This is a genomic window from Pontibacter ummariensis (assembly GCF_900188175.1).
Taxonomy (GTDB): Bacteria; Bacteroidota; Bacteroidia; order Cytophagales; family Hymenobacteraceae; genus Pontibacter; species Pontibacter ummariensis.
This window is the reverse complement of sequence record NZ_FZOQ01000030.1, coordinates 36623-61818: the sequence shown is the minus strand read 5'-3', so window position 1 is coordinate 61818 and position 25196 is coordinate 36623. Positions and strand designations below refer to the sequence as shown.

The 25196-nt window shown below is 50.2% G+C and carries 23 protein-coding genes and 1 tRNA gene; 12 read left to right on the top strand and 12 right to left on the bottom strand.

Annotated elements, in window-relative coordinates:
* Window positions 1–378 (top strand): transposase (locus tag CHB92_RS22370; protein ID WP_144266369.1); only part of this gene is annotated, 378 nt, incomplete at its 5' end.
* A gap of 561 nt (window positions 379–939) precedes the next feature.
* Here the strand turns inward: CHB92_RS22370 and CHB92_RS22365 are convergent.
* Both CHB92_RS22365 and CHB92_RS22360 read right to left on the bottom strand, forming a co-directional pair.
* Window positions 940–4662: a two-component regulator propeller domain-containing protein gene (locus CHB92_RS22365; RefSeq protein WP_089321472.1), complete on the bottom strand. Its 3723-nt coding sequence runs from the start codon at window positions 4660–4662 to the stop codon at window positions 940–942.
* Window positions 4663–5120: 458 nt separating this feature from the next.
* Window positions 5121–5192 (bottom strand) — tRNA-Glu (locus CHB92_RS22360).
* A 175-nt stretch (window positions 5193–5367) separates the two neighbouring features.
* On the opposite strand from CHB92_RS22360, the gene gap reads away from it, so the two are divergent.
* From gap to CHB92_RS22340, 4 genes are all read left to right on the top strand, one after another.
* Window positions 5368–6363, top strand: coding sequence for a type I glyceraldehyde-3-phosphate dehydrogenase (gene gap, locus CHB92_RS22355; protein ID WP_089321471.1), 996 nt, complete (start codon window positions 5368–5370; stop codon window positions 6361–6363).
* 185 nt (window positions 6364–6548) lie between these two features.
* Complete coding sequence (locus CHB92_RS22350; protein WP_089321470.1) at window positions 6549–7409, top strand: universal stress protein; 861 nt, start codon at window positions 6549–6551, stop codon at window positions 7407–7409.
* A 100-nt stretch (window positions 7410–7509) separates the two neighbouring features.
* Window positions 7510–8394 (top strand): diacylglycerol/lipid kinase family protein, encoded by an 885-nt coding sequence (locus tag CHB92_RS22345; protein ID WP_089321469.1) that lies wholly within the window; start codon window positions 7510–7512, stop codon window positions 8392–8394.
* Between the two features lie 59 nt (window positions 8395–8453).
* The gene (locus CHB92_RS22340; RefSeq protein WP_089321468.1) at window positions 8454–8801 is read left to right on the top strand and encodes a translation initiation factor; all 348 of its coding nucleotides are present in this window, start codon (window positions 8454–8456) and stop codon (window positions 8799–8801) included.
* 361 nt (window positions 8802–9162) lie between these two features.
* On the opposite strand, the gene kdsB is transcribed toward CHB92_RS22340, so the two are convergent.
* Both kdsB and CHB92_RS22330 read right to left on the bottom strand, forming a co-directional pair.
* A complete protein-coding gene (kdsB, locus tag CHB92_RS22335; RefSeq protein WP_089321467.1) occupies window positions 9163–9897 on the bottom strand; it encodes a 3-deoxy-manno-octulosonate cytidylyltransferase in 735 nt (244 codons plus the stop codon).
* A gap of 106 nt (window positions 9898–10003) precedes the next feature.
* Window positions 10004–11356 (bottom strand): NfeD family protein, encoded by a 1353-nt coding sequence (locus CHB92_RS22330; RefSeq protein WP_089321466.1) that lies wholly within the window; start codon window positions 11354–11356, stop codon window positions 10004–10006.
* A 99-nt stretch (window positions 11357–11455) separates the two neighbouring features.
* Here CHB92_RS22330 and CHB92_RS22325 point away from each other — a divergent pair, with 99 nt between their 5' ends.
* Both CHB92_RS22325 and CHB92_RS22320 read left to right on the top strand, forming a co-directional pair.
* The gene (locus tag CHB92_RS22325) at window positions 11456–12232 is read left to right on the top strand and encodes a DUF4905 domain-containing protein (protein WP_089321465.1); all 777 of its coding nucleotides are present in this window, start codon (window positions 11456–11458) and stop codon (window positions 12230–12232) included.
* Window positions 12233–12241: 9 nt separating this feature from the next.
* Window positions 12242–13177: a LysM peptidoglycan-binding domain-containing protein gene (locus CHB92_RS22320; protein ID WP_089321464.1), complete on the top strand. Its 936-nt coding sequence runs from the start codon at window positions 12242–12244 to the stop codon at window positions 13175–13177.
* Between the two features lie 141 nt (window positions 13178–13318).
* Here the strand turns inward: CHB92_RS22320 and CHB92_RS22315 are convergent, their stop codons facing one another.
* The 6 genes from CHB92_RS22315 to CHB92_RS22290 all read right to left on the bottom strand — a co-directional run bounded on the left by CHB92_RS22315 (window position 13319) and on the right by CHB92_RS22290 (window position 18780).
* On the bottom strand, window positions 13319–14317 hold the full coding sequence (locus tag CHB92_RS22315; protein WP_089321463.1) for a beta-ketoacyl-ACP synthase III: 999 nt from the start codon (window positions 14315–14317) through the stop codon (window positions 13319–13321).
* 133 nt (window positions 14318–14450) lie between these two features.
* Window positions 14451–15392 carry a phosphate acyltransferase PlsX gene (gene plsX, locus CHB92_RS22310; protein WP_089321462.1) on the bottom strand — a complete coding sequence of 314 codons (942 nt, stop codon included), beginning with the start codon at window positions 15390–15392 and terminating at the stop codon, window positions 14451–14453.
* 50 nt (window positions 15393–15442) lie between these two features.
* Entirely contained in the window at window positions 15443–15640 is a 198-nt protein-coding gene (gene rpmF / locus CHB92_RS22305; protein WP_089321461.1) for a 50S ribosomal protein L32, read from the bottom strand.
* A gap of 50 nt (window positions 15641–15690) precedes the next feature.
* On the bottom strand, window positions 15691–16251 hold the full coding sequence (locus CHB92_RS22300) for a YceD family protein (protein ID WP_089321460.1): 561 nt from the start codon (window positions 16249–16251) through the stop codon (window positions 15691–15693).
* A 67-nt stretch (window positions 16252–16318) separates the two neighbouring features.
* On the bottom strand, window positions 16319–17341 hold the full coding sequence (gene pdxA, locus CHB92_RS22295) for a 4-hydroxythreonine-4-phosphate dehydrogenase PdxA (RefSeq protein WP_089321459.1): 1023 nt from the start codon (window positions 17339–17341) through the stop codon (window positions 16319–16321).
* 5 nt (window positions 17342–17346) lie between these two features.
* The gene (locus CHB92_RS22290) at window positions 17347–18780 is read right to left on the bottom strand and encodes a leucyl aminopeptidase family protein (protein ID WP_089321458.1); all 1434 of its coding nucleotides are present in this window, start codon (window positions 18778–18780) and stop codon (window positions 17347–17349) included.
* A gap of 155 nt (window positions 18781–18935) precedes the next feature.
* On the opposite strand from CHB92_RS22290, the gene rsmA reads away from it, so the two are divergent.
* The 5 genes from rsmA to CHB92_RS22265 all read left to right on the top strand — a co-directional run bounded on the left by rsmA (window position 18936) and on the right by CHB92_RS22265 (window position 23283).
* Complete coding sequence (gene rsmA, locus CHB92_RS22285) at window positions 18936–19715, top strand: 16S rRNA (adenine(1518)-N(6)/adenine(1519)-N(6))-dimethyltransferase RsmA (RefSeq protein WP_089321457.1); 780 nt, start codon at window positions 18936–18938, stop codon at window positions 19713–19715.
* A gap of 6 nt (window positions 19716–19721) precedes the next feature.
* Window positions 19722–21074: a magnesium transporter gene (mgtE, locus tag CHB92_RS22280; RefSeq protein ID WP_089321456.1), complete on the top strand. Its 1353-nt coding sequence runs from the start codon at window positions 19722–19724 to the stop codon at window positions 21072–21074.
* 79 nt (window positions 21075–21153) lie between these two features.
* Window positions 21154–22098: an NAD(P)-dependent oxidoreductase gene (locus tag CHB92_RS22275; protein WP_089321455.1), complete on the top strand. Its 945-nt coding sequence runs from the start codon at window positions 21154–21156 to the stop codon at window positions 22096–22098.
* A 309-nt stretch (window positions 22099–22407) separates the two neighbouring features.
* Window positions 22408–22881 (top strand): transcription elongation factor GreA, encoded by a 474-nt coding sequence (greA, locus tag CHB92_RS22270; protein ID WP_089321454.1) that lies wholly within the window; start codon window positions 22408–22410, stop codon window positions 22879–22881.
* 3 nt (window positions 22882–22884) lie between these two features.
* A complete protein-coding gene (locus CHB92_RS22265; RefSeq protein WP_089321453.1) occupies window positions 22885–23283 on the top strand; it encodes an HIT family protein in 399 nt (132 codons plus the stop codon).
* A 110-nt stretch (window positions 23284–23393) separates the two neighbouring features.
* On the opposite strand, the gene CHB92_RS22260 is transcribed toward CHB92_RS22265, so the two are convergent.
* Both CHB92_RS22260 and CHB92_RS22255 read right to left on the bottom strand, forming a co-directional pair.
* Window positions 23394–24416, bottom strand: a complete 1023-nt coding sequence (locus tag CHB92_RS22260; RefSeq protein ID WP_089321452.1) for an MlaD family protein — start codon at window positions 24414–24416, stop codon at window positions 23394–23396.
* Window positions 24417–25196 (bottom strand): ABC transporter ATP-binding protein, encoded by a 780-nt coding sequence (locus CHB92_RS22255; protein WP_089321451.1) that lies wholly within the window; start codon window positions 25194–25196, stop codon window positions 24417–24419. It abuts the gene before it with no gap.

Here is a 25196-nt window from a genome sequence, read left to right as displayed (position 1 = left end):
TTTTTTCACCCAGTGTTGAAACAGGTAAAGATTCCTCTGAAAAGGGGCCGTAAAAGAACCAGGCCAGAGGAAGTAGTTGCAGATAAGGCATACGACGCAGGCTACTTAAGAAAGGAGCTGGCCCGCAGAGGCATCAAGGGAATGATTCCTGAAAGGCAGTTGCGTGCTGGAACCAAAAGAAGAAGAAGGGGGCCTCATCATCGCTTCGATAGAGAGACCTATAAGAAAAGAGCAGGCGTTGAGCAGGCTATCGGCTGGCTTAAAGAGTATCGCAGAATTGCTACTCGATATGAAAAGCTAGCCGTCAGCTTCATGGCTATGGTGAAGCTGGCTTTCATTAGATTTTACCTGAAAAAGTATTCATCAGACACAGCCTAGCCAGACTATCCATGGACAAAAACAGCCGCTTCTCACCGCAGAACCGAGTGGAGATGGCTAGGGCGCTGAGGCTGATCTTACTGGAAGGTGCCTAAGGCTGTGTTTAGCTCGCTTCCTGAGGAACAAGCATAATCTGCCCCTCTTGACGGACTTCGCCGTAAAGGTCTGCTGGGCCTGTGCCCCCGCCGCTTCTGGGCTTCACAAAGCTCAGTAACTCCTTCAGGCGCCATGGGGCAACGGCACTTGCGGTAGACGTTGTGTGGCTGTTATCACGCCTGCAGGTGTTACAAAGAATGGGAATTAGGGGGGCACACTAGAAGACCAAGTGCGAACTTGGAGAATGGCAGTATGGATCGTGGCTATCGTTTTTTAGCGTCCGAATAGTGTCCAAAGTAAATGAAAAAAGGCCTCCAGTGTTAACTGGAGGCCTTTCGTGTAGACCGAAGGAGTGAATTATCGAACCTTATCCACAAGGATTTGGAGACTTTGGGGGAGTATCTATAGGAGGAATAGTCGAAGTAATGGCTTTTCCTCTTCTAGGTTTAGACTAGAAGCAGGTTACTATTGTAAAATTACTCTTTGTCGATAAATCTGCCCCTGACTATCATTTACTTCTAAAATATAAAGGCCAGCTTTGGCTTTGCGTTCAAAATGGACAGAGGACTTGCTTCCACTTACAGGCACTTCCTGTACTACACGACCACTAATGTCCAGTAACTTAATGTAATAGATAGTTTTTCCTGCTTTTAGGTCCACAGTAAAGCCAGACTCAGTTGGATTCGGGTATACTTTTAACCCGGCAGCTATACTTAAGCCTTCCTCTACTCCAAGTGTCCCTTTTGCTGAGCTAGGATTGGAGCGGGTAGAGGCGTTTTGAAGGAGCACTCTTTGGTTTCCTAAGGCTGACTCCCCTGAAGTGCCTTCGCAGGTATATCCCGTGACAGCTTCAATTACATACACCATTTCCGCTGAATTGGGGCTAGTGTCAGTAAAGGTGTTATTATTAGCCGGACGCGTAGCCAAAACTTGTAGTGCATCCACAGAGGAGCCGCGCAAGACATTTACCTGTGTGTAGCTAAAGCCTTCGTAACTGTCCCAGCTAAGGTTGACGCTGTTGTTCACTCCCAGGTTTGCCTGCAAATAAATAGTTTTGTGAGCCGCACTTTTGGCTGATTCTCTACCGCAAATGTCCATTATAGATACACTGTAGCGCTCGCTGGCTGTCATAGGAGCTGAAGCTTCATCAATAAAATAGTTGTTTGAACTGGACGGTACGTTTCCTATAAGGCTGTATTGGTTCGTTCCTGTCTCTTTGTAAATGTTATAGGAGGCAACATGCTTGCCAGCGATTTTACTCCATACAATTTTGTTCTTTCTAGTAGTAGCATCGACAGTTACGATACAAACTGCCTGTTGATCATACGTCGTGACCATAGTAGTAGTCACAGTTGCTGAAGTCGCCTGACACTGGTTTTGGTACACAACTGTATAAAAGATTCCAGCAGTAGTTACCTCCAGGCTATCTTGAGTTGACAGTATATTGCCATTACGATCATACCATTCATAGCCTTCATACTTCTGGGTTGTTTTCAGCCAGACACTACTTCCTGTGCATAATGCGAGATTGCCTGAAGAAGTAACAACCGGTACAGGCTTTTCTTGCTGGTTTATGGTAACAGATGCAGTAGTAAACAAACAACCACTGGCATCCTGAACGATAATCTGATAAGAACCAACAGGTAGACCTGAGAAAGTTTTCTCAGTTTGGAAAGTTACACCTCCGTCTATGGAGTAGTTGAAAGGAGCAGTTCCGCCAACAGTGCGGACTGTAATCTGTCCGCTTACAGCGTCACCACAGCTATTTAAATGTTCAAGGGTAGCCTGTAGAGGACTTGGCTCAGGCACTACAATGGTTTTGGTTACTATACAATCACCATAACTAGCAGTTACGCTATAAGTACCTCCTGCAAGCGCTGCTATGTCTTTAGTGGTGGCAATTTCCCTCCCATCAGCATTATGCCATACATAGCTGATCTGTGTTCCATCGTTTTGTACAGATAACATGATCGCACCGTCTTTTGCTCCGGCACAACTTACAGGGGAAACTTTCCATGTAAATACACCAGCGGGCTGAGTAAGGGTTATAATTTCATCATGTGCTGTAAGTCCTTCACCGTCCTTTACAAGGATATGATAATTTCCGGCGGTCAGGCCACTGAATTCATTCTCTGATACAAATGTTTTTCCCCCGTCTATAGAAAATCGATAAGGAGCATTGCTTCCTTCAGGAGTAATGGCAATAGAACCATTGTTGCCTCCATGACAGGAGATATTGGAGGTGCTTACTGTTACAATTTCAGAAAATAAGATAAGCTGAGATACTCCTCCATATAATGTTCCTATCCAGACGTTACCTGATAGATCAGTTTCTATACTTGTAACAGCGTCCGAAACAAGGCCATCAGCTTTTGAAAAGGATTGCCAAGAACTTCCATTAAAACGAGCAAGTCCAGGATAATCTTCAGGTTCTGAATTAGGGGACTGGAAAAACCCCCCAACCCATAAATTCCCCTTATAATCTATTGCAAGGTCATTCAAACTATGGAAATTGCTGGTACCTGCCAATGTTTCAAGGTCATATTCTGTTATAGTACCTGCTGAATAATGCAAAAGTCGAGATTCATTATAGCCAAGCCATAGACTACCGTTTTCACTTTCCACTGCTGACAGTGCCCCCGGAGGTAACGTTTCATTGACTGTCCATAGACTTCCGTCTTTTATAACTGTGCCTTTTTTCCCAAAGAACCAGACTCTCCCATCACTAGTAGCATATATTTTGTTTATCTCGTCATTCAGATTAGGGTGTTGATTTGTTATGTTATACCACTGGTTACCATCGTACATGACTATAGTTCCCGTTGCATTCCCTTGGCCATCGTATGCGCAATATGCAAAATAAACGTTTCCAGCCTTGTCTGTAGCAGCCTCGTAAATAGTTTGGTCTCTTAATAAGCTGTTAGTTGAGTTGAAAGTCTCTATTCCGTTCTGGCTTCGCACGTAGACGTCGTTATTCCACCTTGGGACAAACCAAACATTTTCCCTAGTGTCCTGAAAAATGTCGAAGATACTATTAACTGTATTTATCTCATTTTTAATCAATTCCTCCCCATTAAACCTCTCTACTCCAGCCCCTGTTGCTATCCAAACATTGTCTGATGCGTCTATAAACAAAGTTTGCGCATTATTCCCTGACAAACCATACCTAGTTCCGATATTAGTTAAGGTGTTTGTACCCGAATTAACTTTATGCGCTCCATTTCTGCCAGAGACCCAGATAAAAGAGCCATCAACCTCGGTTGATGTAACTCCGTAAACTTCCGGGAATCCCTGAAAGCTCCAGATCTCACCATCATATTTCACAAATCCAGTTTTAATAAGTCCACTACTTTCATTAGTAGTCCCATAAATCCAAATTACACCATTTATATCTTGGGTTATTTCACCTGAAAGATGAAAATTATCAATACCCGAAGCTGTTAAATCAATGTTAAACTTTGTGAAACCACCATTTGCATACTTATAAATATAACTGGGCTGGCCTGCCCAAAGGACTCCATTGATATTGTTTAACATAAAAGCAGAGTAACCGCCTGTTTCCTCGCTTAAGTCAAAAGCCTCCCAAGTAATACCATTGTACTTTACAATCCCGGGTACGTAATCCGCCTCATATCCTTGTTGATGAAGGGAAAACCAAATGTTTCCTGCGTCATCATGCTCAATATCAGCTATGTATCGTAAGCTAATCCCGTTAATATCCGTAATGTTTTCCCAAGAGTCTCCATCAAAGTGGGATACTCCTCCAAGCGATCCAGCCCACACTGTTCCATCCATAGCAACATGAATAGATAAGTACCGTGAGTTTGGCATGGTTGAAGTAAGCAGTCCGTCATTACCATCGTAATACTCCCAGACTGCACCATCAAAAGTTTCAATATCCTGAGCTGTCACAACCCAAATTTTACCATCCTGGCCTTCAGCTAGTGCGTATATGTCATTGTTCCTTAGTCCCTGGTAAACAGCTTTAAATGTAGTCCAGTTGGTACCATCAAATTTTGTTAGGCCATTGTCTGTGGCGAACCATTTGTTGCCCTTACTGTCCACTAGCACATCGCGAACATTTAAACTTGGGAGTGCGGCCTGTGAGGTATGGTCTATCCAACGTCCCTGTCCAAAGGAGAGGAGTGAAATGAGGAAAGTAAAAAGTAGTAGTAAAGCTGTTTTCATAAACTACAGTTAAGATTGATTTATTTTGTTGTTTGCTACTCTATATATTTAATGCAATATATAGGATAGCTTAATTAAAGGGAGCAACTATTTCTAATAAGTAGTACAGGAAATGCTGTTACTGTCTATTTAGGTAAGACTAGGCTATGTCTGATGAATACCTTTTGAATGAATAAACCAAAAGATGAGCACTGGCTGTTTGCTCTAGCAACAGAATTTTAGATTACTAAATAATCAGAGTTTGATTCATCAGACACAGCCTAGTACATGCCAGTATTATTTAAAGTATATTTTAAGAGTTTACATTGAATTTTACTGTAGGTATCTTTTGATGTTCTGCGGCTCCTAATAAAGAACAGAGGGGGTGGTTAGGTAGTTATATCAAAACTCTTACTGAACGGGACGTTGTCCGAAGGACATTAAAAAAGCCTCTCAGTATTAACTGAGAGGCTTCCAAGTAGCCCGTAGGGGAATCGAACCCCTGTTACCAGAATGAAAATCTGGCGTCCTAACCCCTAGACGAACGGGCCGTTCTGTCTGTTTGTGGTGCAAATATACGGCTCTTTTGTTACCTGCAAAACAAGTCCTCGTATTTTTTCTGATTTTATACGTAAGAGTTTATAAACCAGCATAGAAAAAAACATTGGTTTTACACTATGCTATATCGTAACTTCGCAACATTATAAAACTCAAATATAAGATATCATGTCTAAAGTAAAAGTTGCAATTAACGGTTTTGGCCGTATCGGCAGACTTACATTTAAGGCGCTGCTCCAGAAAGAGAACGTAGAGGTTGTTGCCATTAATGACCTTACTGATACAACAACGCTTGCACACCTGTTAAAGTACGACTCTGTACACGGTAGATTCAATGGCACCGTAGAGGCTACTGCTAACGGCATTGTAGTAAACGGTACAGAAATCAAAATCACGGCAGAGCGTGATCCGAAGAACCTGCCTTGGGGTAACCTGGGGGTAGACGTTGTGTTGGAGTCTACAGGTCGCTTCGTGGATGAGCAAGGCGCTGGTGGTCACCTGGAAGCAGGTGCCCGTAAAGTGGTGATCTCTGCTCCTGCGAAAGGCAATATCCCTACAGTAGTGTTGGGTGTGAACGAGGACATCCTGACAGGAGAGGAGAAGATCGTATCTAACGCATCTTGTACGACTAACTGCCTGGCTCCAATGGCCAAGGTGTTGGACGATGCTTTCGGTATCGAGAAAGGTTATATCACCACGGTACATGCTTACACTGCTGACCAAAACCTGCAGGACGGCCCGCACAAAGACCTGAGAAGAGCCCGTGCTGCTGCCCTTTCGATTGTGCCTACCTCTACGGGGGCTGCCAAAGCGGTAGGACTGGTGTTGCCACACCTGAAAGGCAAACTGGATGGCGTAGCGATGCGTGTTCCGATCCCTACAGGCTCCCTGACCGACCTGACTGTTGTGCTGAAGAAAGCAGCCACGAAAGAGGAAATCAACGCTGCCATGAAGAAAGCCGCTGAAGGCGATATGAAAGGCGTACTGGAGTACACGGAAGACCCGATCGTGTCTGCTGACATCGTTGGTAACCCACACTCTTGTATCTTTGATGCGGAGATGACTTCTGCGAACGAAACGTTGGTAAAAGTGGTAGGATGGTACGACAACGAGGCTGGCTACTCTAACCGTGCTGCTGACCTGATCGCTCGTCTTGGCGCTTAATTCATAGCTTTATAAACTGCCACAAAAGCCCACCCTCACCGGGGTGGGCTTTTTGTTTTCCCGTTTCCTAAACTCCATCCGAGGTGGGCAAGTATATAAGATGACGAATATCATGGCACAGGAAAAAGAAGCACTTTACATTTACGCAAGATAACCATAACAAAACCACCTAAAACCGCATCAAAATGAGAAGAATTCTAGTCCCGACAGATTTTTCGGAACAAGCCAGAAACGCCTTTGAAGTTGCCGTTGCCGTTGCACGAAGAACGGGTGCTGCCATTAAGCTGCTGCACGTAATAGAGGCGCCCAGTTATAACTATGCCCCAACTTTTAGCGCGACAGGAGACATAATCGCCCCGTACAATAACAACATGGAGCAGGTGTATGTATTGCAGCTAATGGAGACGACGCGGGGCCAAATGGAGCAACTGATCAATACGGTGGAGCATAAGGGGGTTGATGTGGTGCAGGAGGTTGATGTGGACAAGGTGATCAACAAGATCAAGCGGACTATCCGGGAAGACGACGTGGATTTAGTGGTGATGGGATCGAAGGGGGCCAGTGGCCTGGATGAGTTTTTGGTGGGGTCTAACACAGAGAAAGTGGTTCGTTCAGCAGAGTGCCCGGTGCTGACGGTGAAGCGGCGGGAACCGAATTTTGATGTACGGGAGATTGTGCTGGCCTCTGACTTCAGGAGGGAGGTAAGCCAGGCCATGGATCGCTTCAAAGCTTTCCAGTCCCTGTTTGATGCCCGGTTGCACCTGGTCTATATCAACACGCCGGGAGCCTTTGAGTCTTCTTCTAACGTGCGCCAGAAACTGGAAGAAACAACAGAAAAGTACGGCCTGCGCAACTACTCTATTAACGTGTACAACGACTCGGTGGAAGAGGAAGGGATCATGCACTTCGCAAACGATATTGGCGCAGACCTGATCATGATGGCGACCCATGGCAGAACAGGCTTTTCGCATTTGCTTAGCGGAAGCATCGCAGAGGACCTGGTGAACCACACGCAAATTCCCGTGCTGACGTTTCATATCAAATAGCCACCGGTTTTAGAATGTAGCCTGTTGCCTGGCCGTGACAGCTTTTTTTATTATGAATGGGAAAGGGTATTTTTGTAGCATTGGCCAAGTAGCCCGATCTATGACAAAACGCACGCCTATTCGCTTTATCATAAACCCTACCTCCGGACCTAAAAGCCGGGTAGATGTTCCAGCCTGTATTCAGAAGCATCTGGACCTTGCCTTTTTTGAGCACGAAATAGTGTTTACTGAATACGCGGGACACGCCACCCAGCTGGCGCAGGAGGCCGCAGCAGCGGCTTGTAAGATCGTCGTGGCTGTAGGGGGGGATGGAACGGTGAATGAGGTGGCTCAGGGGCTTCTTTACACTGATACAGCGCTTGGGATCTTACCGAAAGGATCAGGAAACGGCTTAGCGCGCCACCTGGAGGTACCAATGAAAATAGAGGGGGCCCTTCAGGTACTTAACCAGGGGCACATCCGGACCATCGACAGCGGCCACATCAACAAGCACCCTTTCTTCACAACGGCGGGAATCGGTTTTGATGCCTACATCAGCTCTGTTTTTGCCGGCAACAAAAAGCGCGGGCTGCAGACCTATCTCGAACTGGTATTGAAGGAGGTGCTGACCTACAAGCACCAGACGGTAAAAGCCAGCATAAACGGCAATGAGCTGGATACGGACTGTTACGTGATGGCCTTTGCCAACGCCGCTCAGTACGGGAACAACGCCTATGTTGCCCCCATGGCGGATATACAGGACGGCCTGCTGGATGTGTGCCTGGTGCGGCAAATGGACCTGATCAAGGCGCTCCACTTAAGCTATAGCATGCTGACCCGGCAATTGGCCAATGAAGACAGCGCCGAGTATTTCCAGACGAAGCACGTACAAGTCAAAACAGAGGAGCCCATGCTGTTCCATGCCGATGGGGAGTTTAAGGGGAAGTCGACCAGCTTTGAGGTGCATGTAGAACCACAGTCGCTAAAGGTGGTCACGCCTTTGTAAGGCAAAGAGACAGGCAGGGGCTAGCAGCTATCCCCTGCTAAAACCAATGAAATGAAAAGATGAAAGACAAGAATAAGAAAGGCCGCCAGGGAGTGGTTTACTCTACTAATTCAGACTTTAATTACGAGTACGAAGAGCAAAACGAGCAGGAGACCTTGCCACCCCAACAGCAGAACCTGAAGGTCATGCTCGATAAGAAGTCGCGTGGGGGCAAGCAGGTAACACTGGTAGCCGGTTTTGTCGGAACCGATGATGACCTGAAAGACCTGGGCAAAATGCTCAAAAGTAAGTGCGGCGTGGGCGGTTCGGCCAAAGACGGCGAGATTCTCATTCAGGGCGACTTCCGCGACAAAGTACAGCAGGTGCTACAGGCAGCGGGTTACAAGGCGAAGAAAGCCGGGGGCTAAGGCAATATGCGCGGAAGGCGCATGAAAATAACCCATCACATTAGCTCATTCTGCCCTGTTATCCAGCGCGTTGGGAGAGGTATGTTGGGTAATCTATTTAGACCACTCACAGCTTTGCTGGCCCTTTTTAGCTCGCGGCCTCTAGCATTCCCGTGTTAACAGGGAAGGAAGACTGCGTTACACACAGCGCAGCAAGACTCTCATCTGTTGCGCAAGCGTACGGCTGTGCTGCTCTTTTGGTATGCAGAAAGCACAAAAACGGATGCTTGCGTGCCAGGGGAGTGGTAACCAACAGCGACTTAGCTTAGGCAGCAGGGGGATGACTGGTCCTGCGTTTCCTTTGTTTCAGCCCTTTCTCCAACTACAAAAAGCTCTGTACTTTCAGCAGGTCCTCCGGAGAGTCTATTCCGATGGTCTCAAACTCGGTAAGGGCCGTGGTGATGCGGTAGCCATTTTCGAGCCAGCGTAACTGCTCCAGCGACTCGGCCAGTTCCAAGGCTGAGGGGGGGAGTTGGGTGATCTGTTCCAGGACATTGGTGCGGTAGCCGTAAATACCAATGTGTTTGTAATAGGTATGCTGCTTATGCCAGATATCGTTCGGGACATTGCGGCAGTAGGGGATGGGCTGCCTGCTGAAGTAGAGCGCCTCCTGTGCCTGGTTGATGACTACCTTGGGGGCATTTACATTAAAGAGCTCATCTTCTGTCGTTACCTTTTTTATTAAAGTCGCCAGCTGTGTCTCTGGCTTTTGAAAACAGGAGGCCACCCGGTCTATTTGCTCCGGCTTAATGAAAGGCTCATCTCCCTGTATGTTGATGAGATAATCATAAGGCTTTTGATGTAGTTGATAGGCCTCGTAGCAGCGGTCGGTGCCGCTCTGGTGCTGGGAGTTAGTCATCACGGCCTGTCCGCCGAACTCCTGCACGTGCTCCAGGATGCGCTGATCATCGGTGGCCACCAATACCTCTGTTAAGGTAGACTGTTGCGCCTGTTCATACACGCGCCGGATCATGCTTTTCCCGTTTATATCAATCAGTGGCTTCCCCGGAAAGCGGGTGCTGGCATAGCGGGCCGGTATTACTCCAAGTATCTTCATGCGTTGTGTAGCAGTTTATGGTTCCCTTAAAGGCTTCGGCAATTTACACAAGACCTGTAAGTATACCAGTAGATTGTTCCCCAAATCCCCAATGAGTGTGAGCCGTTCAGCCAACTCTTTTGACGCGTAGGGAGAACGTGCTTTGGTCTACCACCTGGATGGCTTCGCCTTTCTCAATAAAGCCATCCCGGGCCTGTGCATCATACAGTGTTTCGTCGATCATGACACGGCCGGAAGGAGCCATGCGGGTGTGCGCCACGCCTGTTTTACCAACCAGGTGGACGGCCGTGTTGGAAGAGCGGTAGCCCTCGTTGCTGTGGAAGGTGTTCCGGAGGACGGCGTGGTTCATGGCCTGGCTGGCCAGCAGCCTCTTCCAGGTAAGGGCAATGAGGACACCGGCACCGATCATACCCAGCAAGACGGAGAGCAGGCTTTTGGTCAGGTTCCCGGAAGGCACAAAAGTAAAGTCAAAGCTTTGGTTGTTAACCATCACCAACACAAGAGAGGCTGCAACGAGAAGAATACCTCCGATGCCCGTGATCCCAAAGCCCGGAATCACGAAGACTTCCAGCATGATCAGGATCACCCCAACGATAAACAGCAGGACTTCCCAGTTCTCGGCCAGGCCGTTTAAGTAGTACGGCACCAGATAGAGGATACCAGCCACGATAGCTGCGAGTAAGGGAAAACCGATGCCAGGCGATTGCAGTTCGAAGTACAAGCCCCCGATGATGACGAGCAGCAAAATACCGCTGATGAAGGGGTTCAGGAAAAAGGAGATGATCTGGTCGGTTGTACTAAGCTGAAAGGTGATCACTTCGGCATGAAGCAGATCCAGGTCTTCCAACACGCCTTCCACGTCTGTGGCCACGCCATCTGCAAAATCATACTTGAGCGCTTCGGCCGTTGTAAGGGTGAGTACCTGTCCGGCAGAGAGGGAACTGTCTACGCTGGCCTCTACCATGGCCTCTGCCAAACGGGGGTTACGGTTGTTAGCCTCTGCCGTGGAGCGCATAATCGAGCGCATGTAACTCTGGTACTTACCGGGTGCGGCCTGCCCCTGCCCATCCACTACTGTCGCCGCGCCAATGGTGGCGCCGGGGGCCATGTAAATACTGTCGCAGGCCAGCGAGATAAGCGCTCCTGCCGAGGCCGCGTTCGTGTTGATGAAGACGTATACTGGTTTGGGATACTCCAGTATCCGCTTCCGGATCTCATCGGCGTCGTTCAGAGCGCCGCCAAAGGTGTTCAGCACCAGCAGCACATGGTCGGCACCTACCTCTGTGGCCTCCTCCAGGGCAAGCTCCGTGTAGCGGTTGGTGCGCGGGTCTATTTCAGATAAGACCTCCATCACAAAGACCTTCGGCTTCTCATCCTGCGACAGCGCCATAAAGGGCAGCAGCAGGAGCGAAAGTAGAAACAGGCCGCGGAGATACCCCGGTATTGGATTGGTTTTCATAAATTGCAGGAACTAGGTGGGTAATCATTCTGGTAATAAGATAACGAAAAATAAGCGCATATTCTTCCTTTACTTCTAACATACGATTTTGGCGCCCAAGTGTGGGGCATCCGGCTTGATACGGCTACGGGCAGGCTGGCGCTGGAGGTGCGGGACGCGGATGTGCTGCTCACGCACTTTTATACCCTGGAGGTGTCCAGCCATAGCATGAAGCGGCTGTACCTGCCGCAAGCACAGGCCTGGTGGCAGGGTTTGGAGGAGGCTACGGACGGTCTGCTGTTCTTACACGGGTACGGAGACCGGAAGCTAGGCCAGCACAGAGGCATTCTGGCTATGTCAGCAGAAACCGGCTCTCTTGCATGGGAGCAACCTCTGCTTGCCTTTTATGGGCTGGCTGCCGAAGGCCTGCTCGCTTTTACTGCCGCAAAGCCCGAAGCTTCTTTTACCCTGCTTCATACGCAGACAGGAAAAGTTCTACAGGAGGGCATAAGCCAGCAAGAAGCAGCAGGGCGGGTACAGGCCTATAACACAAGCCGTTTTAGCCAGAGCACTTACCCCACGCTGTACCTGGCAGGGGAGGAGTACTTTACGCAGGTGGGGGCGTTTTTGCAGGCCCGGCTTGGAGTCGAGCCCAAGAAAGCCATTGAGTACGCTGAAACAGAAGGCTGCTTTATTGTCAGTTTTTATGGGGCCGAAGCGGACGGGAAACTAAGCAATCGGTTAGCTGTATTTGACCTGGCAGGGGAATTACAGATAAATGTGCAAATGGGTACCGGTTTAAGTGGCATTGGGTCAGATACTTTTTTTATCTTTAAGGACGAATTATATTTTATCCTGAACAAGGATACGCTCAAAGCATATCGACTTCTAGTATAATAGTTAGCCATGGTCCGATCTTTATTCCTCACCCTTGTAGCAGTGCCGGCACTTTCTTTATCGGCCAGTGCCTTTGATCTTCCGGTTGTCCGCGATTCTGTCGGGATAGCCCGTAAAAACGGAAAGCTGTTTGTGCAGCATAAAGTAGAGCCAAAGGAAACCCTTTATGCCCTGTCCAGAAAGTACAGTGTGCCAGTGGCTCAGATCGTGGAGGCGAACCCTAGTGTAGAGACCACAATCAAGATCGGGGAAATTGTACTCATTCCAAGGAAGTATACAGAAAGCACAGCGGTAGCCTCTGCCAGCAAAGCAGCGGCTGTGCCTGCTGCCAGCAACCGAACCTATATGGTGAATGACGGGGGGCACAAAATGCACACTGTGGAGCCCAAGCAGACCCTTTACTCTATATCGCGCCTCTATGGGGTTAAAGTAGAGGACATCAGGCGCTGGAACCAGCTTCCGGACAACAACATCAGTATTGGCTCCTCGCTGATTGTGGGGATGAGCAGCGAGAAGCCTACGAAGAAACCTATGTACGTGCCAGAGCCTGATGATGAGATGACAAAGGCAGTGGCTGTGGAGAATGCGCTGCCTGCAGAAACAGCTAGTACTTCTACCGAACCTGTGACCTCTGCCGAGGAGGAGACAAAGACGGTGGAGGATGCTGCCGGCGTGAAGAAAGTCATCGAAACAGGCCTGGCCGAGATGATAGACCCTAAAGCAGACACGAACAAGTACCTCGCGTTGCATCGTACCGCTCCGGTTGGCACCATCATGCAGATCAAGAACGACATGAACCAGCAGGTGGTGTATGTGCGTGTCGTTGGAAAGTTACCAGAAACAGGGGCCAACGATAAGGTAATTGTACGCCTCTCCAAAAAGGCCTACCAGAAGCTGGGTGCCGTTGACCAGAAGTTCCGAGTGGAGTTATCTTACATGCCTTAAACAGGCGAAGAAATTTTAAAACTAAAGGCCCTTGCTTATGCAGCAAGGGCCTTTAGTTTTAAGGCTAAACTGCCCCGGGATACAGGGTGAAAAAATAAGGGTACCGACAGGTACCCTTATTTTTTACCGGATCAGGTGGTCTTATTTTGGGTCGTAGGCCCACTTTAAGTAGATGGCACCCCAGGTAAAACCGCCGCCGAACGCAGCTAGAATCAGGGTATCACCTTTCTTCAGTTGGCTCTCATACTCCCACAAGCAGAGGGGAATGGTGCCGCTCGTCGTATTTCCGTACTTGTGGATGTTGAGCATCACTTTGTCGTTGTCCAAGCCCATACGGTTTGCCGTGGCCTCGATGATGCGCTTGTTTGCCTGGTGCGGCACGAGCCAGGCCACGTCTTCACCTGTCAGCTGGTTGCGCTCCATGATCTCTGCCGAAACGTCTGCCATGCCTTTTACAGCAAACTTAAACACCTGCTGGCCCTCCTGGTAGGCAAAGTGCTCGCGGGCCTGTACGGTTTCGATGGTGGCTGGCTTACGGCTACCACCCGCCTTCATGTGCAGGAAAGGAGCACCTGTGCCATCCGATTTCAGGATAGAGTCCAGAATGCCGAGGCCCTCGGTGTTCGGCTCCAGCATCACGGCCCCGCCGCCGTCGCCGAAGATGATGCAGGTGGCGCGGTCTGTATAGTCAATGATGGAAGACATTTTATCGGCCCCAACCACAACTACCTTTTTGTACTGACCAGATTCTATGAACTTGGAGCCAGTAGCCAAAGCGTAGAGAAAACCAGAACAGGCAGCCTGCAGGTCGTAGCCAAAAGCATTTACCGCACCCACTTCAGCAGTGATGAGGTTTGCCGTGGCCGGGAACACCATGTCAGGGGTCGTAGTGGCGCAAATGAGCAGATCAACCTCTTCTGGTTTTGTATTCGTTTTTTTGAGTAACTCTCGTACGGCAGGAACGGCAATGTGGGATGTGCCTTGTCCTTCACCTTTCAAGATGCGCCTTTCCTTAATACCGGTGCGGGAGGTTATCCATTCGTCATTGGTTTCCACCATTGTCTCAAGTTCCTTGTTCGTAAGCACATAGTCAGGAACGTAGCCACTCACACCCGTAATGGCAGCGGTAATTTTACTCATTTTAATTCTTTGTTAGGATGATCAAGATTAAGGAGGGCAATTTAATAAAAAAAGCTTGGCATAACCCTTCAGTTCTTTTAAAAGATTTGCTGAAGGCGTTTAGCCAAGCTTTTAGCGCTGTCGGAATTGTACCTTAAGCGCTGTAGTTCTTTTTGAATCGCTCTGAAATGTTGGAGGCGGCCATTTTCTGTGCCTGCAGCACCATGTTGCAGATCGCCCGCGGGCTGGACACGCCATGGCCAATCACGGCATTGCCGTTAATTCCCAGGATAGGGCTGCCACCCGCAGCTTCGTAGTTAAACTTGTCGAAGAAGGAATCCTGTATTCCTTTCTCGCTCAGAATATCGTACAGCGACTCTGCCATCTTCAGGATGATATTGCCCGTGTAACCGTCGCACACAATCACATCCGCTTTATCATTAAAAAGGTCACGACCTTCTATGTTGCCGATAAAGTTTACGATCTCGTTTGCCTTCAGGCGCTGGTGGGCGGCCTGCGTGTTCACCGTGCCTTTGCCTTCCTCTTCACCTAAGTTCATGAGGCCCACTTTAGGGTTTTGGATGTCCAGCACGTACTTGGCGTAAATGGAACCCAGCTCACCAAACTGTTCCAGCACTTCCGGCTTGCAGTCGGCATTGGCACCTACGTCCAGTATCACACCGAACCCGCCTCGTAGTTTAGGCACAAAGCTCGCAATAGACGGCCTTAATACACCTTCAATCGCTTTTACACTGAACATGGCGCCTACCAGCATCGCTCCGGTATTACCGGCGCTACAGAAAGCTACGGCTTTCTGAGCTTTCAGCAAGCCGTAGCCTATAGCAATGCTGGAATCGGGCTTCTGTGTTAGTGCTTTGGTGGGGTGCTCCCCCATTTCAATTACCTGGCTGGCATTCACTACGGAAATGTTCTTGCCGGTGTAGCCATATTCTTTGAGCAGCGAATGAATCACGTCTTCCTTCCCAATCAGGAGGATTTGTTCCTCATTCTGTAGCTCCTGGGCCGCCAGTATTGCACCCTTTACAGCAGCCTCAGGTGCAAAATCGCCGCCCATAGCGTCTAAAGCGATTTTCATTTACAGGGGTGTTAAAAATTATACAGAACTAAACTTAGGTAGGCTACTGCTTACTGGGCGTTAGTTGTATAATTTCTGATTGCCAGTTTGCCTTTGTGGTACAGGTCGCCTTCCACCACATAAGCATGGTGATACAGGTGTGGCGTATCTGTCGTTGGGCAAATTGCAATGGCTTTCTCAGAGAGCTTCTGGTGAGTTCTTCTCTTATCTCTTCTGGTCTTCGAAATCTTACGTTTAGGATGTGCCATTTTTTAGTTAAAAATTTACTTACGTTTATACTTTATACTTCTGAAATTCACTAGTTCAAGTTCCGGAGGGCGTTCCAACGCGGATCAACATCGTCCTCGTCATCATCGTCGTCATCCTCCTCACCATCTGTTTCGGCGCCTTTCCGGGAAGAGTAAATCAAGATGTCCTGATCGTTATCTTCCTCCTCATCGTCGGCCTCCTCCACGAAGCGGGGGTGCAGTTTCTTCATTGGCAGCGATAGTCCGATATAATCGTACAAATGCTGTGCAATGCTGATCACTTGCGTGTTTGGCGTTATCTGCCACAGGTCATCGTCCAGCTCAGCGTTTTCTTCACCGTACTTGATGCGGAATGTCTGGTCTATGTCCACCGGATGGTCAAATTCATCCAGGCTTCTGTCGCAGACAAGGCGCACATGGCCTTTTATGTCAAAGTGAAAGGTTAGCAGCGACTCTGTTTTATCCAGTTCCACTTTAGCCAGCAGTTTGCCCCCTTGGATCAGCTCTTTTCCGAACAGATCGAAAAAAGCGTCCCCCAGTTCAAACTCGTAATAATGACGCTTATTAGCGAGTCTGTCAATGCCGATTTCATAATCTCTTAGCTTTTTCACAACCCACTTTTTATTGCAAGACGCAAAATTAGAACATATTTCTGAGAAATAAAATATTATGCCGCAATTATACCGTGGGCATTTCCGCCTCCTGTCGCTTTTTAATTACGTCGCAGGCCAGGAACAGTGCTTCCCGGAAAGAGGTTTCATTGGCAATGTGCTTAGCGGCAATGTCGTAGGCGGTGCCGTGGTCAGGGGAGGTGCGCACGACCGGTAATCCGGCGGTGTAGTTCACCCCGCTCTCAAAGGCCAGTGTTTTAAACGGGATGAGCCCCTGGTCGTGGTACATGGCCAGCACGGCGTCTACCTGGCGGTACTGTTGCATGCCGAAGAAGCCGTCGGCCGGGTAGGGGCCGAACACCAGGTGACCCCGCTCTTTCATCTGCAGGATGGCCGGGCGGATGATCTCTACCTCCTCGTTCCCGAGCAGGCCTTTTTCCCCGGCATGGGGGTTTAAGCCCAGCACCGCGATGCGTGGTTTCTGGATGCCGAAGTCCTTGCGCAAGGAGTCTAGCAGGATCGTCATCTTGCGGATCAGCAGCTCTTCGGTTATTTTAGGGGCTACCTCTTTTACCGGCATGTGCCCGGTGACGGTGGCTACCCGTAAATTGCCGCTCACTAGCAGCATCAGGCTTTCCGGCGCACCGAAGTAAGAGGTCAGGAACTCGGTGTGACCCGGGAAGCGGAAGTCCTCGGCCTGTATGTTGTCTTTGTCTATGGGGGCTGTGATCAGTCCGTCCAGCAGATCAGCTTTCAGGTCCCTGCAGGCTGCCAGCAGCGAGTCGAGCGAGGCTTTGCCGGATTCGCTTGTAGGGCTTCCTGGTTTTAGTTCCAGGTCATTCTCCCAGCAGTTGATCAGGTTTACCTTATGCGCGACCAGTGCCTGTGCCCCGGTCACCTCTTTAAAATGAAAATGCTCGGCGTTCAGGGCTTTTCGTACCTGTTTCAGTAATTCCGCCGAAGCGTAGATGACTGGCGTGCAGTAGTTCAGGATACGCTGGTCCGAGAGGGTTTTGATGATGATCTCGGGACCGATCCCATTTGTGTCGCCAATACTGATTCCCAGTCTGACTTTGTGTCTGTTATCCATTGTTGTTATTGAGCCAAAGAGCTAAAGTAGTTGTACACCAGGCGTAGGCCTGAGCCGGTGGCAAGCTTGCCCCGGTAGGAGTCTTCGCTGTGCAGGTAGGCCGTACCGGCAATGTCGAAATGAACCCACGGGTAGTCGGTGAAGGCCTCCAGGAACTTGCCCGCGGTGATATGGCCGGCATCGGGCCCGCCCAGGTTCTTCAGGTCGGCAATGTCAGACTCCAGCTGCTTTCTGTACTCGTCCCACAGCGGAAACTCCACGATACGCTCATGCGCCTTGTCTCCGGCTACTTTCAAGCCATTCATCACCTCCTCGCCTGCGGTCCCCATCACCACTAAACCTTCTTTGCCCACAGCCCGCATGGCGGAGCCGGTCAGGGTTGCCATGTCAATGACCAGTTCCGGGTCGTATTTCCGGGCAAAGCTAAGGGCATCGGCCAGGATAAGGCGTCCCTCTGCATCCGTGTTGAGCACTTCTACGGTCAGGCCGCTGTGCATGGTGATCACATCACCAGGGGCAACTGCGTTGCCGCCCGGGCGGTTGTCAGTCGCAGGCACCAGGCCGATCACATGGATAGGCAGCTTGTTCTTGGCAATGGCGTAAAGGACCCCTGTAATGGTCGCCGCGCCTGCCATGTCCGACTTCATATAGTCCATAGAGTTTGGCGTTGGCTTGAGGCTCAGGCCCCCGGTGTCGTACACTACGCCTTTGCCCACCAGCACGTAAGGTTTGGCATTTTTGGCGTTCTCCGGTTTCCACTCCATGATGTTAAATGTAGCTGGCTCCTCGCTGCCCTGGTTCACAGCAATCAGGCCGCCCATTTTCAGGGACTGTATCTTGATCAGGTCCAGCACTTCGGTCGTAAAGCCGGCTTGTTGCCCCAGTTCCTGAAACTGTTCGCTCAATTGGGCGGCCGTTTGGTGGCTGTGCGGTTCATTCACCAGGTCGCGCACTTTGTATACCGCTTCCAGTACGGTAGCCACTTCCTGCACTTGCTCTTTGCTCACCTGCTCGTCGGCAATGGTGATAGCCTGTAGGTTGGCTGTTTTTATGTCTTTTGTTTTATGCTTCAGAAACTGGTAATTGCTCAGGTACAAGCCTTCTGCAAGCGGGAGACTGGCACCCGCGCTGGTTTTGTCCAGTATCGTGATGCTTTCTACTTTGTCGGCCCGGAGTTGCTTTAGCAGCCCGTAACCTGCCTGGCGAAGGCCCTCTTTCTGTAAGTGCTCGGTTTTTGCCTCTGGTGCCACCACTACGTACACGCGCTGAGAGTAGCGGTTCAGCGGGATGAGTTTTAACTCCTGTGCAAGCTGTTTTTGCACGTAGTCCTGCTCCTCCGGTTGCAACTCTTGTACCTCTGCTGCCTTGTCTGCGGCAATAATAAGCGCGAGATCGGCATTTTTAGCTAAGCTTGTGTCGTATTTAAGTTGTGTTGGCATCTGTCGTTTGTATCTTTGAAGCTGCAATATAGTAAGTATAAAACGTAATGTGAAAAGCCCCCGCCACCGGCAGGGCAGACAAGGCACATCATAAAGTATAACGGGTTTGAGCGGAAAAGTATGCTTTGCCGTCCTCAATCCATAAAAAGAACCGCGTGGGTAACGTAAAACCGAAAAAGCACCTGGGCCAGCACTTCCTGGTAGACCAGAATATTGCGACAAAGATCGTGGAGCAGCTGCGCCTGCACCGAGGCGTGCAGGACGTACTGGAGATAGGGCCGGGCATGGGCGTGCTCACGCAGTACCTGATCCAGCACCCGGCGTACAGAACCACGGTCGTGGACATTGACAGGGAGTCTATCGCTTACCTGCAGGAGCACTTCCCGCAGTTGGGCGACCGCATCATCTCTGCCGACTTCCTGAAAACGGACCTGAGCAAGCTGTTCCCCGGCCCTTTTGCCATCATCGGGAACTTCCCTTATAACATCTCCAGCCAGATCTTCTTTAAAGTGCTGGAGCAGCGCGATGTGGTGCCGGAGGTGGTGTGCATGATTCAGAAAGAGGTGGCCGAGCGCATCGCTGCCCCTCCGGGATCGAAGACCTATGGCATTCTGAGCGTGCTGTTGCAGGCCTTCTATACCATAGACTACAAGTTCACGGTAAGCGAGCACGTGTTCCATCCGAAGCCGAAGGTGAAGTCGGCTGTCATCAGCCTGTTGCGAAATGAGGTAGAGCAGCTGCCTTGTAACGAGAAGCGCTTTTTTGAGGTGGTGAAGCTAAGCTTTGGCACCCGCCGTAAAACGCTGCGTAACTCCTTAAAGAGTTATAACTTGCCGCCCGAAGTGCAGGCCCAACCGGTATTCGACAAACGGGCCGAGCAGTTATCGGTGCAGGATTTTATTGCCCTGACACAGTTGATAGAGGAGAATATATAGGTTTTTATGCAGGTAGAGATCACACGTGAGTACATTGAGCAGGTAGAGGAAGCCATCGCGCGCCAGGACAAGGGCTTTATCCTGAGTACGATGGCCGACATGCACCCGGCCGATGTCATCACCGTGCTCTACGAACTGGACACGAACGAGTCGAAGTACGTGATGGACCTGCTGCCCCCTGAGGTAGGGGCGGAAATCCTGAGTGACCTGGATTACGATATCCGTTCTGATTTCCTGAGCTATTTCACAAGTGCCGAAATTGCCCGCTACATTAACCTGATGGACTCCGACGACGCCGTGGATATCCTGAATGAGGAGTCGGTGCAGGTGCGGGAAGAAGTGATCGGCTTACTGGAGAATGAGGAAAAGGCTTCTTATATTCTGGACCTGCTGCGCTACGAGGAGGATTGCGCGGGAGGCCTGATGGCCAAAGAGCTCATCAAGGTAAATCAGAACTGGCGCGTGCGGCAGTGCATTGAGGAGATACGCCGGCAGGCTGAGGACGTAGAGCGCATCTACACGGTGTATGTGGTGGATAACCGCGACGTTCTCGTAGGCCGGGTAAGCGTAAAGGCGCTGCTGCTCTCCCGCGACGACAAACTGGTGAAGGACATCTCTAACCCGGATGTGATCTCCATCGAGTCTTTCCGGGACGAGAACGAGGTGGTAAGCGTGATGCGGAAGTATGACCTGGAGGCGATCCCGGTCGTGAACGTGCAGGGCCGCCTGCTGGGGCGCATCACCATCGACGATGTGGTGGACGTAATGCAGGAGCAGGCGGAGCTGAGCCGTCAGCTGATGACGGGTATCACCGAAAACGTGGAGGAGGACGACAGCGTGTTTCGCATCTCCCGGTCGCGCTTGCCCTGGCTGATCATTGGCATGGTAGGAGGCTTGCTCGCGGCCCAGTTCATGGGCCTTTTTGAGGCGGATATTGCCGTGTTGCCGGCTGTGGCCCTATTTGTGCCGCTCATCACGGCAACCGGGGGAAACGTGGGGATACAGTCCTCCTCTATCATTATACAGACACTGTCCTCCAATGCGGTGATATTTGAGAACTTTGCCCAGCGTATTCTGAAGCTGGTAATGGTAGCCCTGCTGAATGCGCTGATCATCTCGGCCTTGGTTTTTGCCTTCACCTATTTGTTTCGGCAAGAGTTAAGGCTTGCGATCGTGGTTTCTGCGGCGCTGTTCTCGGTCGTGATGGTGGCTTCGCTCATGGGTACGGTTACCCCGATGATCCTGGATAAGTTCGGGATAAACCCTGCCGTAGCTGCCGGTCCTTTCATCACCACAGCCAACGACCTGCTGGGCCTGGCTATTTATTTCGGCATAGCGCACCTGTTGTATAACTTGTAGACGGCTTCTGGATAAAAGCTCAGAGAAGGCAGCGCTTTTTTTAGTCCTACATTAACTGTTAATTTAAAAACCTAAGCACATGGCACTCCCCCGCGTCCTGATTATTGATGAGATGCATCCCAGTATTTTCCCAATGCTCGAGAACATAGGCCTGGAAGCAGACTACCGGCCCGACATCAAACCAGCAGAAGTACGCGAGGCACTGCAGGGGTTCGAGGGTCTGGTGGTCCGAAGCAAGATGCGCATCACAGCCGAGACGCTGGAGCTGGCGCAGTCTCTTAACTATGTGGCAAGGGCCGGGGCCGGGGTCGATAACATAGACGTCCAGGCGCTGCAGGAGCGGGGCATAGCGCTGGTAAGTGCCAACGAGGGAAACCGGCAGGCAGTAGGAGAGTTTGCACTGGGAGCCCTGCTCGCCCTAATGCGCAACATGAACCGTAGCGACAGGCAGGTGCGGGAGAAAGTCTGGCTGCGCGAGGAGAACAGGGGGGAGGAGATCAGCGGCAAGACAGTAGGCATCATTGGGTTCGGCAACATGGGGCAGAGCTTTGCGCGTGTGTTGGCGGGCTTTAACTGCCGCCTGCTTGCTTATGACCGGTATGCCCCTGACAAGGTAAAGGAACCCGTACTACACGTGCCTTTGGAAACGATACAAGCAGAGGCAGACATTGTCAGCCTGCACATTCCGTATCTCCCGGAGAACCTGCACCTGGCGAATGATGCCTTTTTTAGCGGCTTTCAAAAGCCGGTCTGGTTTGTGAATACCTCCAGGGGAGATGTGGTGGACCAGGCAGCCCTGGTCAAGCATTTAAGGGCAGGCACCCTAAAAGGGGCCGCCCTGGATGTGTTGGAGAATGAGAAGCTGCAGACTCTGACCGCCCAGCAGCAGGAAAACTTTAGTTACCTGGCCACATCCGATCAGGTGATCCTGACGCCCCACATAGCGGGTTGGACGCATGAGTCCTACCTAAAAATAAACGAGGTGCTGGTAGCGAAAATAGCGCAGTTACGGCAAGTGCCGTAAATTATCGTGCACGAAGTTGATTATAAGTGAGTAAACAATCAGTGGTGCTGCGTGATAAAAAGTCTTTGGCTTGCGGCTTTTGATGATTGTTTAAAAAATGTATATTTGCTCCAGTAAGCGCTATGGGAGTAGCCCATGGCAAGGATTAACTTTAGTACCAGGCTATGGTATACTTTGGTGGTTCTCACGTAAGGGAGAACGCCACCACGAGCGTAAGAATTAAATAAAACTACATACGAGACAAAAAGAACGGTTATGCGGGCCATAACCGTTCTTTTTGTTTTTGTGTTCTAAACGTAAAAACTAGTTATGAGCAAAATTTCTTATTACACTGCAGAAGGTTTGCAGAAGCTGAAAGACGAACTGGCAGAGTTGAAGACCAAAGGCCGCGCGGAGGTAGCCAGACAACTGGCAGAGGCCCGCGACAAAGGAGACCTGAGCGAGAACGCAGAGTACGATGCGGCCAAGGATGCCCAGGGGCACCTGGAGCTGAAGATCTCGAAGATGGAGGAGATCGTGGGAAATGCCCGCCTGATCGACGAGTCGAACCTGGACACAAGCAAGGCACTTATTCTGTCCAAAGTAAAGATCAAAAACCTGAAGAACAACATGGTAGTAGATTATACTTTGGTGGCAGAAGAGGAGGCGGACCTGGCTTCCGGCAAAATTTCGGTTAAATCACCAATTGGCAAAGGCTTGCTGGGTAAGTCTGTTGGGGATGTTGCTGAGATTACGGTGCCAGCGGGTAAAATACAGTTTGAAATTCTGGAAATCAGCCGATAAGAGATGGAAGCTTCGATATTTACTAAGATCGTTAACGGTGAGATCCCTGCTTATAAGGTGGCGGAAGATGAGCATTATCTCGCTTTTCTGGATGTTTTTCCTACCGCAAAAGGCCACACGCTGGTAATACCGAAGCAGCAAACCGATTACCTCTTTGACCTGGAGGACGATCTGTACCTGGGCCTGATGGCCTTTGCTAAGAAAGTAGCTCTTGCTGTAGAGAAGGTGGTGCCTTGCAAGCGCATTGGCGTGGCCGTGGTCGGTCTGGAAGTGCCCCATGCCCACGTGCATCTTATCCCCCTGAACAGCATGCAGGACATGAACTTTGCCAACAAGCAACAGTTCAGTAAAGAAGACTTTGAGGAGGTAGCCGGAAAAATCCGGGACGCCTATCAGCAGTAACTGCCTGTTTGGAAGATAGAGCCGGCATTTAGCTGCCCCAGCACAACATAAGCGGGCCATCAGTCATGACTGATGGCCCGCTTATGTTAATATCTAGGTTGTTTGCTTAACTACTGCACTTCTTCCCGCTGTTCTTCCAATCGCTCCAATTCGGCCTCCCGCTGCCGAGCCTCCTCTTTGGCCCTTCGCCTGAAAAAACCCCTGAAGAGGAAATTGCTTTGCAGGGCCTCCATGTTCTCGTCGAACTTTTGGGTACTGGTTTCCAGGTTCTGCAAGGTGCTCTGCAGGTTTCGCGCAAACTCCTCATCCGACAGGAGCACATTCACTGCATTGTTCTCATTGTTCAGCCTTCCACTTACTTCTTGTAAGTTCTCGGTGAGCGTCGCGGCAGACGTGGTGGCCTGTTCCAGTTGTGCCAGAGACCGCTTCACCTGGCTAAAGGCTGTTGTATCTGTTAACACTTCATTCGCCAGTCCGCCAGGGGTGTTCAGCTTGGAGGTAAAACGGCTAAGCTCCCGGGTTGCCCCTATGGTATTTTGTGAGGCCTGCTGGAGGTTGTTTAAAGTGGCCTGGAAGTCATTCGCCAGGCCCTCGTCGGTCAGCAGGGCGCCTACTGTGCCTTCGCCCTCCAACAAGTTGTTCGTAAGCTGCCGCAGGTCCGTTGTAATGGCCGCCAGGTTCCGGTTGTTCACCTGAAGTGTCTCCATCAACTCATCTGTATCAATAGGGTTTACCGCCCGGATCCTGTCTCCATCCTCTACCAAAGAGGCTTCCTGGGTCCCCCCCTCAATCACGATGTTCTTGTTGCCGATGAAACTTTCAGAGCTGATACGGGCAATGGCGTTTTCGTGAATGAACTGCTGTGCCCTTTCTTCTATGCCTATGGTTACCAGCACCTGGGACTCCCCAAACAGGTCTATTGCTTTCACTGTGCCGATTTTCACGCCTGAGAACCAGACATTGTTCCCTGGCTTCAGGCCACCCACATCGTCAAAAACAGCCTGTAGGGTAATGGTATTGATAAAACGCTTTTGTTGCCCTGCCAGCGTGAAGATGCCTGTGACAAGAATCACGATAGCCAGGAACACAAAAATGCCAACTATTACGGAACGTTTATTGTCTTCAGTACTCATTTAGTCTATAAAGTTGTAGTTGTAAAAAGCTTGAACACGCTTGTCGTTTGTGTCGAACACTTCATCAAAGGTGCCTTCCCGTTTAAACTCCCCGTCCAGCAGCATGGCTACACGGTCACCTACCGCCCGGGCGCAGGTCAGGTCGTGTGTAATGATGATGGAGGAGGTGTTAAACCGTTCTTGCACTTCGTTTATGAGGTTATTGATCTCGATACAGGTGATGGGGTCTAATCCTGCCGTAGGCTCATCGTAAAGCATGATTTCAGGTCTTAGGATCAGGGTGCGGGCAATACCGATCCGTTTGCGCTGGCCCCCGGAAAGCTCGGCCGGCATTTGGTTGATGCTTTGCCTTAGGCCCACGGCATCCAGCACGGTGTCAATGAGCTTGTCCCGCTCCTGTTCGGTCATGTGCTTGGAGTGCCGCACCAGCGGGAACTCCAGGTTTTCTTTCACTGTCATGCTGTCGTACAGGGCGCTGTTCTGAAAGGAGAAGCCGATCTTAAGCCGTAGTGCATCCAGCTCTTTGCGGGTGATGCAGCAAACATCCTGCCCCAGCACGTTCACTTCCCCGGTATCTGCGCTTAAAAGGCCTGAGATGATCTTGATCAGCACAGACTTTCCTGTTCCGGAACGGCCAAGTACCACCAGGTTCTCGCCCTTGTACAGGTCCAGGTCGACCCCTTTCAGGATGACGTTTTCATCAAAGGCTTTTCGGAGCCCCCGGATATAGATAACTTTCTTGCTTGTGTCGATATTCGGATTTCGTACTTTCTCTAACAT

Excerpts from the sequence above, each read along its gene's own strand:
- CHB92_RS22365 (WP_089321472.1), bottom strand. The coding sequence starts at position 4,662 with ATGAAAACAGCTTTACTACTACTTTTTACTTTCCTCATTTCACTCCTC.
- gap (WP_089321471.1), top strand. The coding sequence starts at position 5,368 with ATGTCTAAAGTAAAAGTTGCAATTAACGGTTTTGGCCGTATCGGCAGA.
- CHB92_RS22350 (WP_089321470.1), top strand. The coding sequence starts at position 6,549 with ATGAGAAGAATTCTAGTCCCGACAGATTTTTCGGAACAAGCCAGAAAC.
- CHB92_RS22345 (WP_089321469.1), top strand. The coding sequence starts at position 7,510 with ATGACAAAACGCACGCCTATTCGCTTTATCATAAACCCTACCTCCGGA.
- CHB92_RS22340 (WP_089321468.1), top strand. The coding sequence starts at position 8,454 with ATGAAAGACAAGAATAAGAAAGGCCGCCAGGGAGTGGTTTACTCTACT.
- kdsB (WP_089321467.1), bottom strand. The coding sequence starts at position 9,897 with ATGAAGATACTTGGAGTAATACCGGCCCGCTATGCCAGCACCCGCTTT.
- CHB92_RS22330 (WP_089321466.1), bottom strand. The coding sequence starts at position 11,356 with ATGAAAACCAATCCAATACCGGGGTATCTCCGCGGCCTGTTTCTACTT.
- CHB92_RS22320 (WP_089321464.1), top strand. The coding sequence starts at position 12,242 with ATGGTCCGATCTTTATTCCTCACCCTTGTAGCAGTGCCGGCACTTTCT.
- CHB92_RS22315 (WP_089321463.1), bottom strand. The coding sequence starts at position 14,317 with ATGAGTAAAATTACCGCTGCCATTACGGGTGTGAGTGGCTACGTTCCT.
- plsX (WP_089321462.1), bottom strand. The coding sequence starts at position 15,392 with ATGAAAATCGCTTTAGACGCTATGGGCGGCGATTTTGCACCTGAGGCT.
- rpmF (WP_089321461.1), bottom strand. The coding sequence starts at position 15,640 with ATGGCACATCCTAAACGTAAGATTTCGAAGACCAGAAGAGATAAGAGA.
- pdxA (WP_089321459.1), bottom strand. The coding sequence starts at position 17,341 with ATGGATAACAGACACAAAGTCAGACTGGGAATCAGTATTGGCGACACA.
- CHB92_RS22290 (WP_089321458.1), bottom strand. The coding sequence starts at position 18,780 with ATGCCAACACAACTTAAATACGACACAAGCTTAGCTAAAAATGCCGAT.
- mgtE (WP_089321456.1), top strand. The coding sequence starts at position 19,722 with ATGCAGGTAGAGATCACACGTGAGTACATTGAGCAGGTAGAGGAAGCC.
- CHB92_RS22275 (WP_089321455.1), top strand. The coding sequence starts at position 21,154 with ATGGCACTCCCCCGCGTCCTGATTATTGATGAGATGCATCCCAGTATT.
- greA (WP_089321454.1), top strand. The coding sequence starts at position 22,408 with ATGAGCAAAATTTCTTATTACACTGCAGAAGGTTTGCAGAAGCTGAAA.
- CHB92_RS22265 (WP_089321453.1), top strand. The coding sequence starts at position 22,885 with ATGGAAGCTTCGATATTTACTAAGATCGTTAACGGTGAGATCCCTGCT.
- CHB92_RS22260 (WP_089321452.1), bottom strand. The coding sequence starts at position 24,416 with ATGAGTACTGAAGACAATAAACGTTCCGTAATAGTTGGCATTTTTGTG.
- CHB92_RS22255 (WP_089321451.1), bottom strand. The coding sequence starts at position 25,196 with ATGTTAGAGAAAGTACGAAATCCGAATATCGACACAAGCAAGAAAGTT.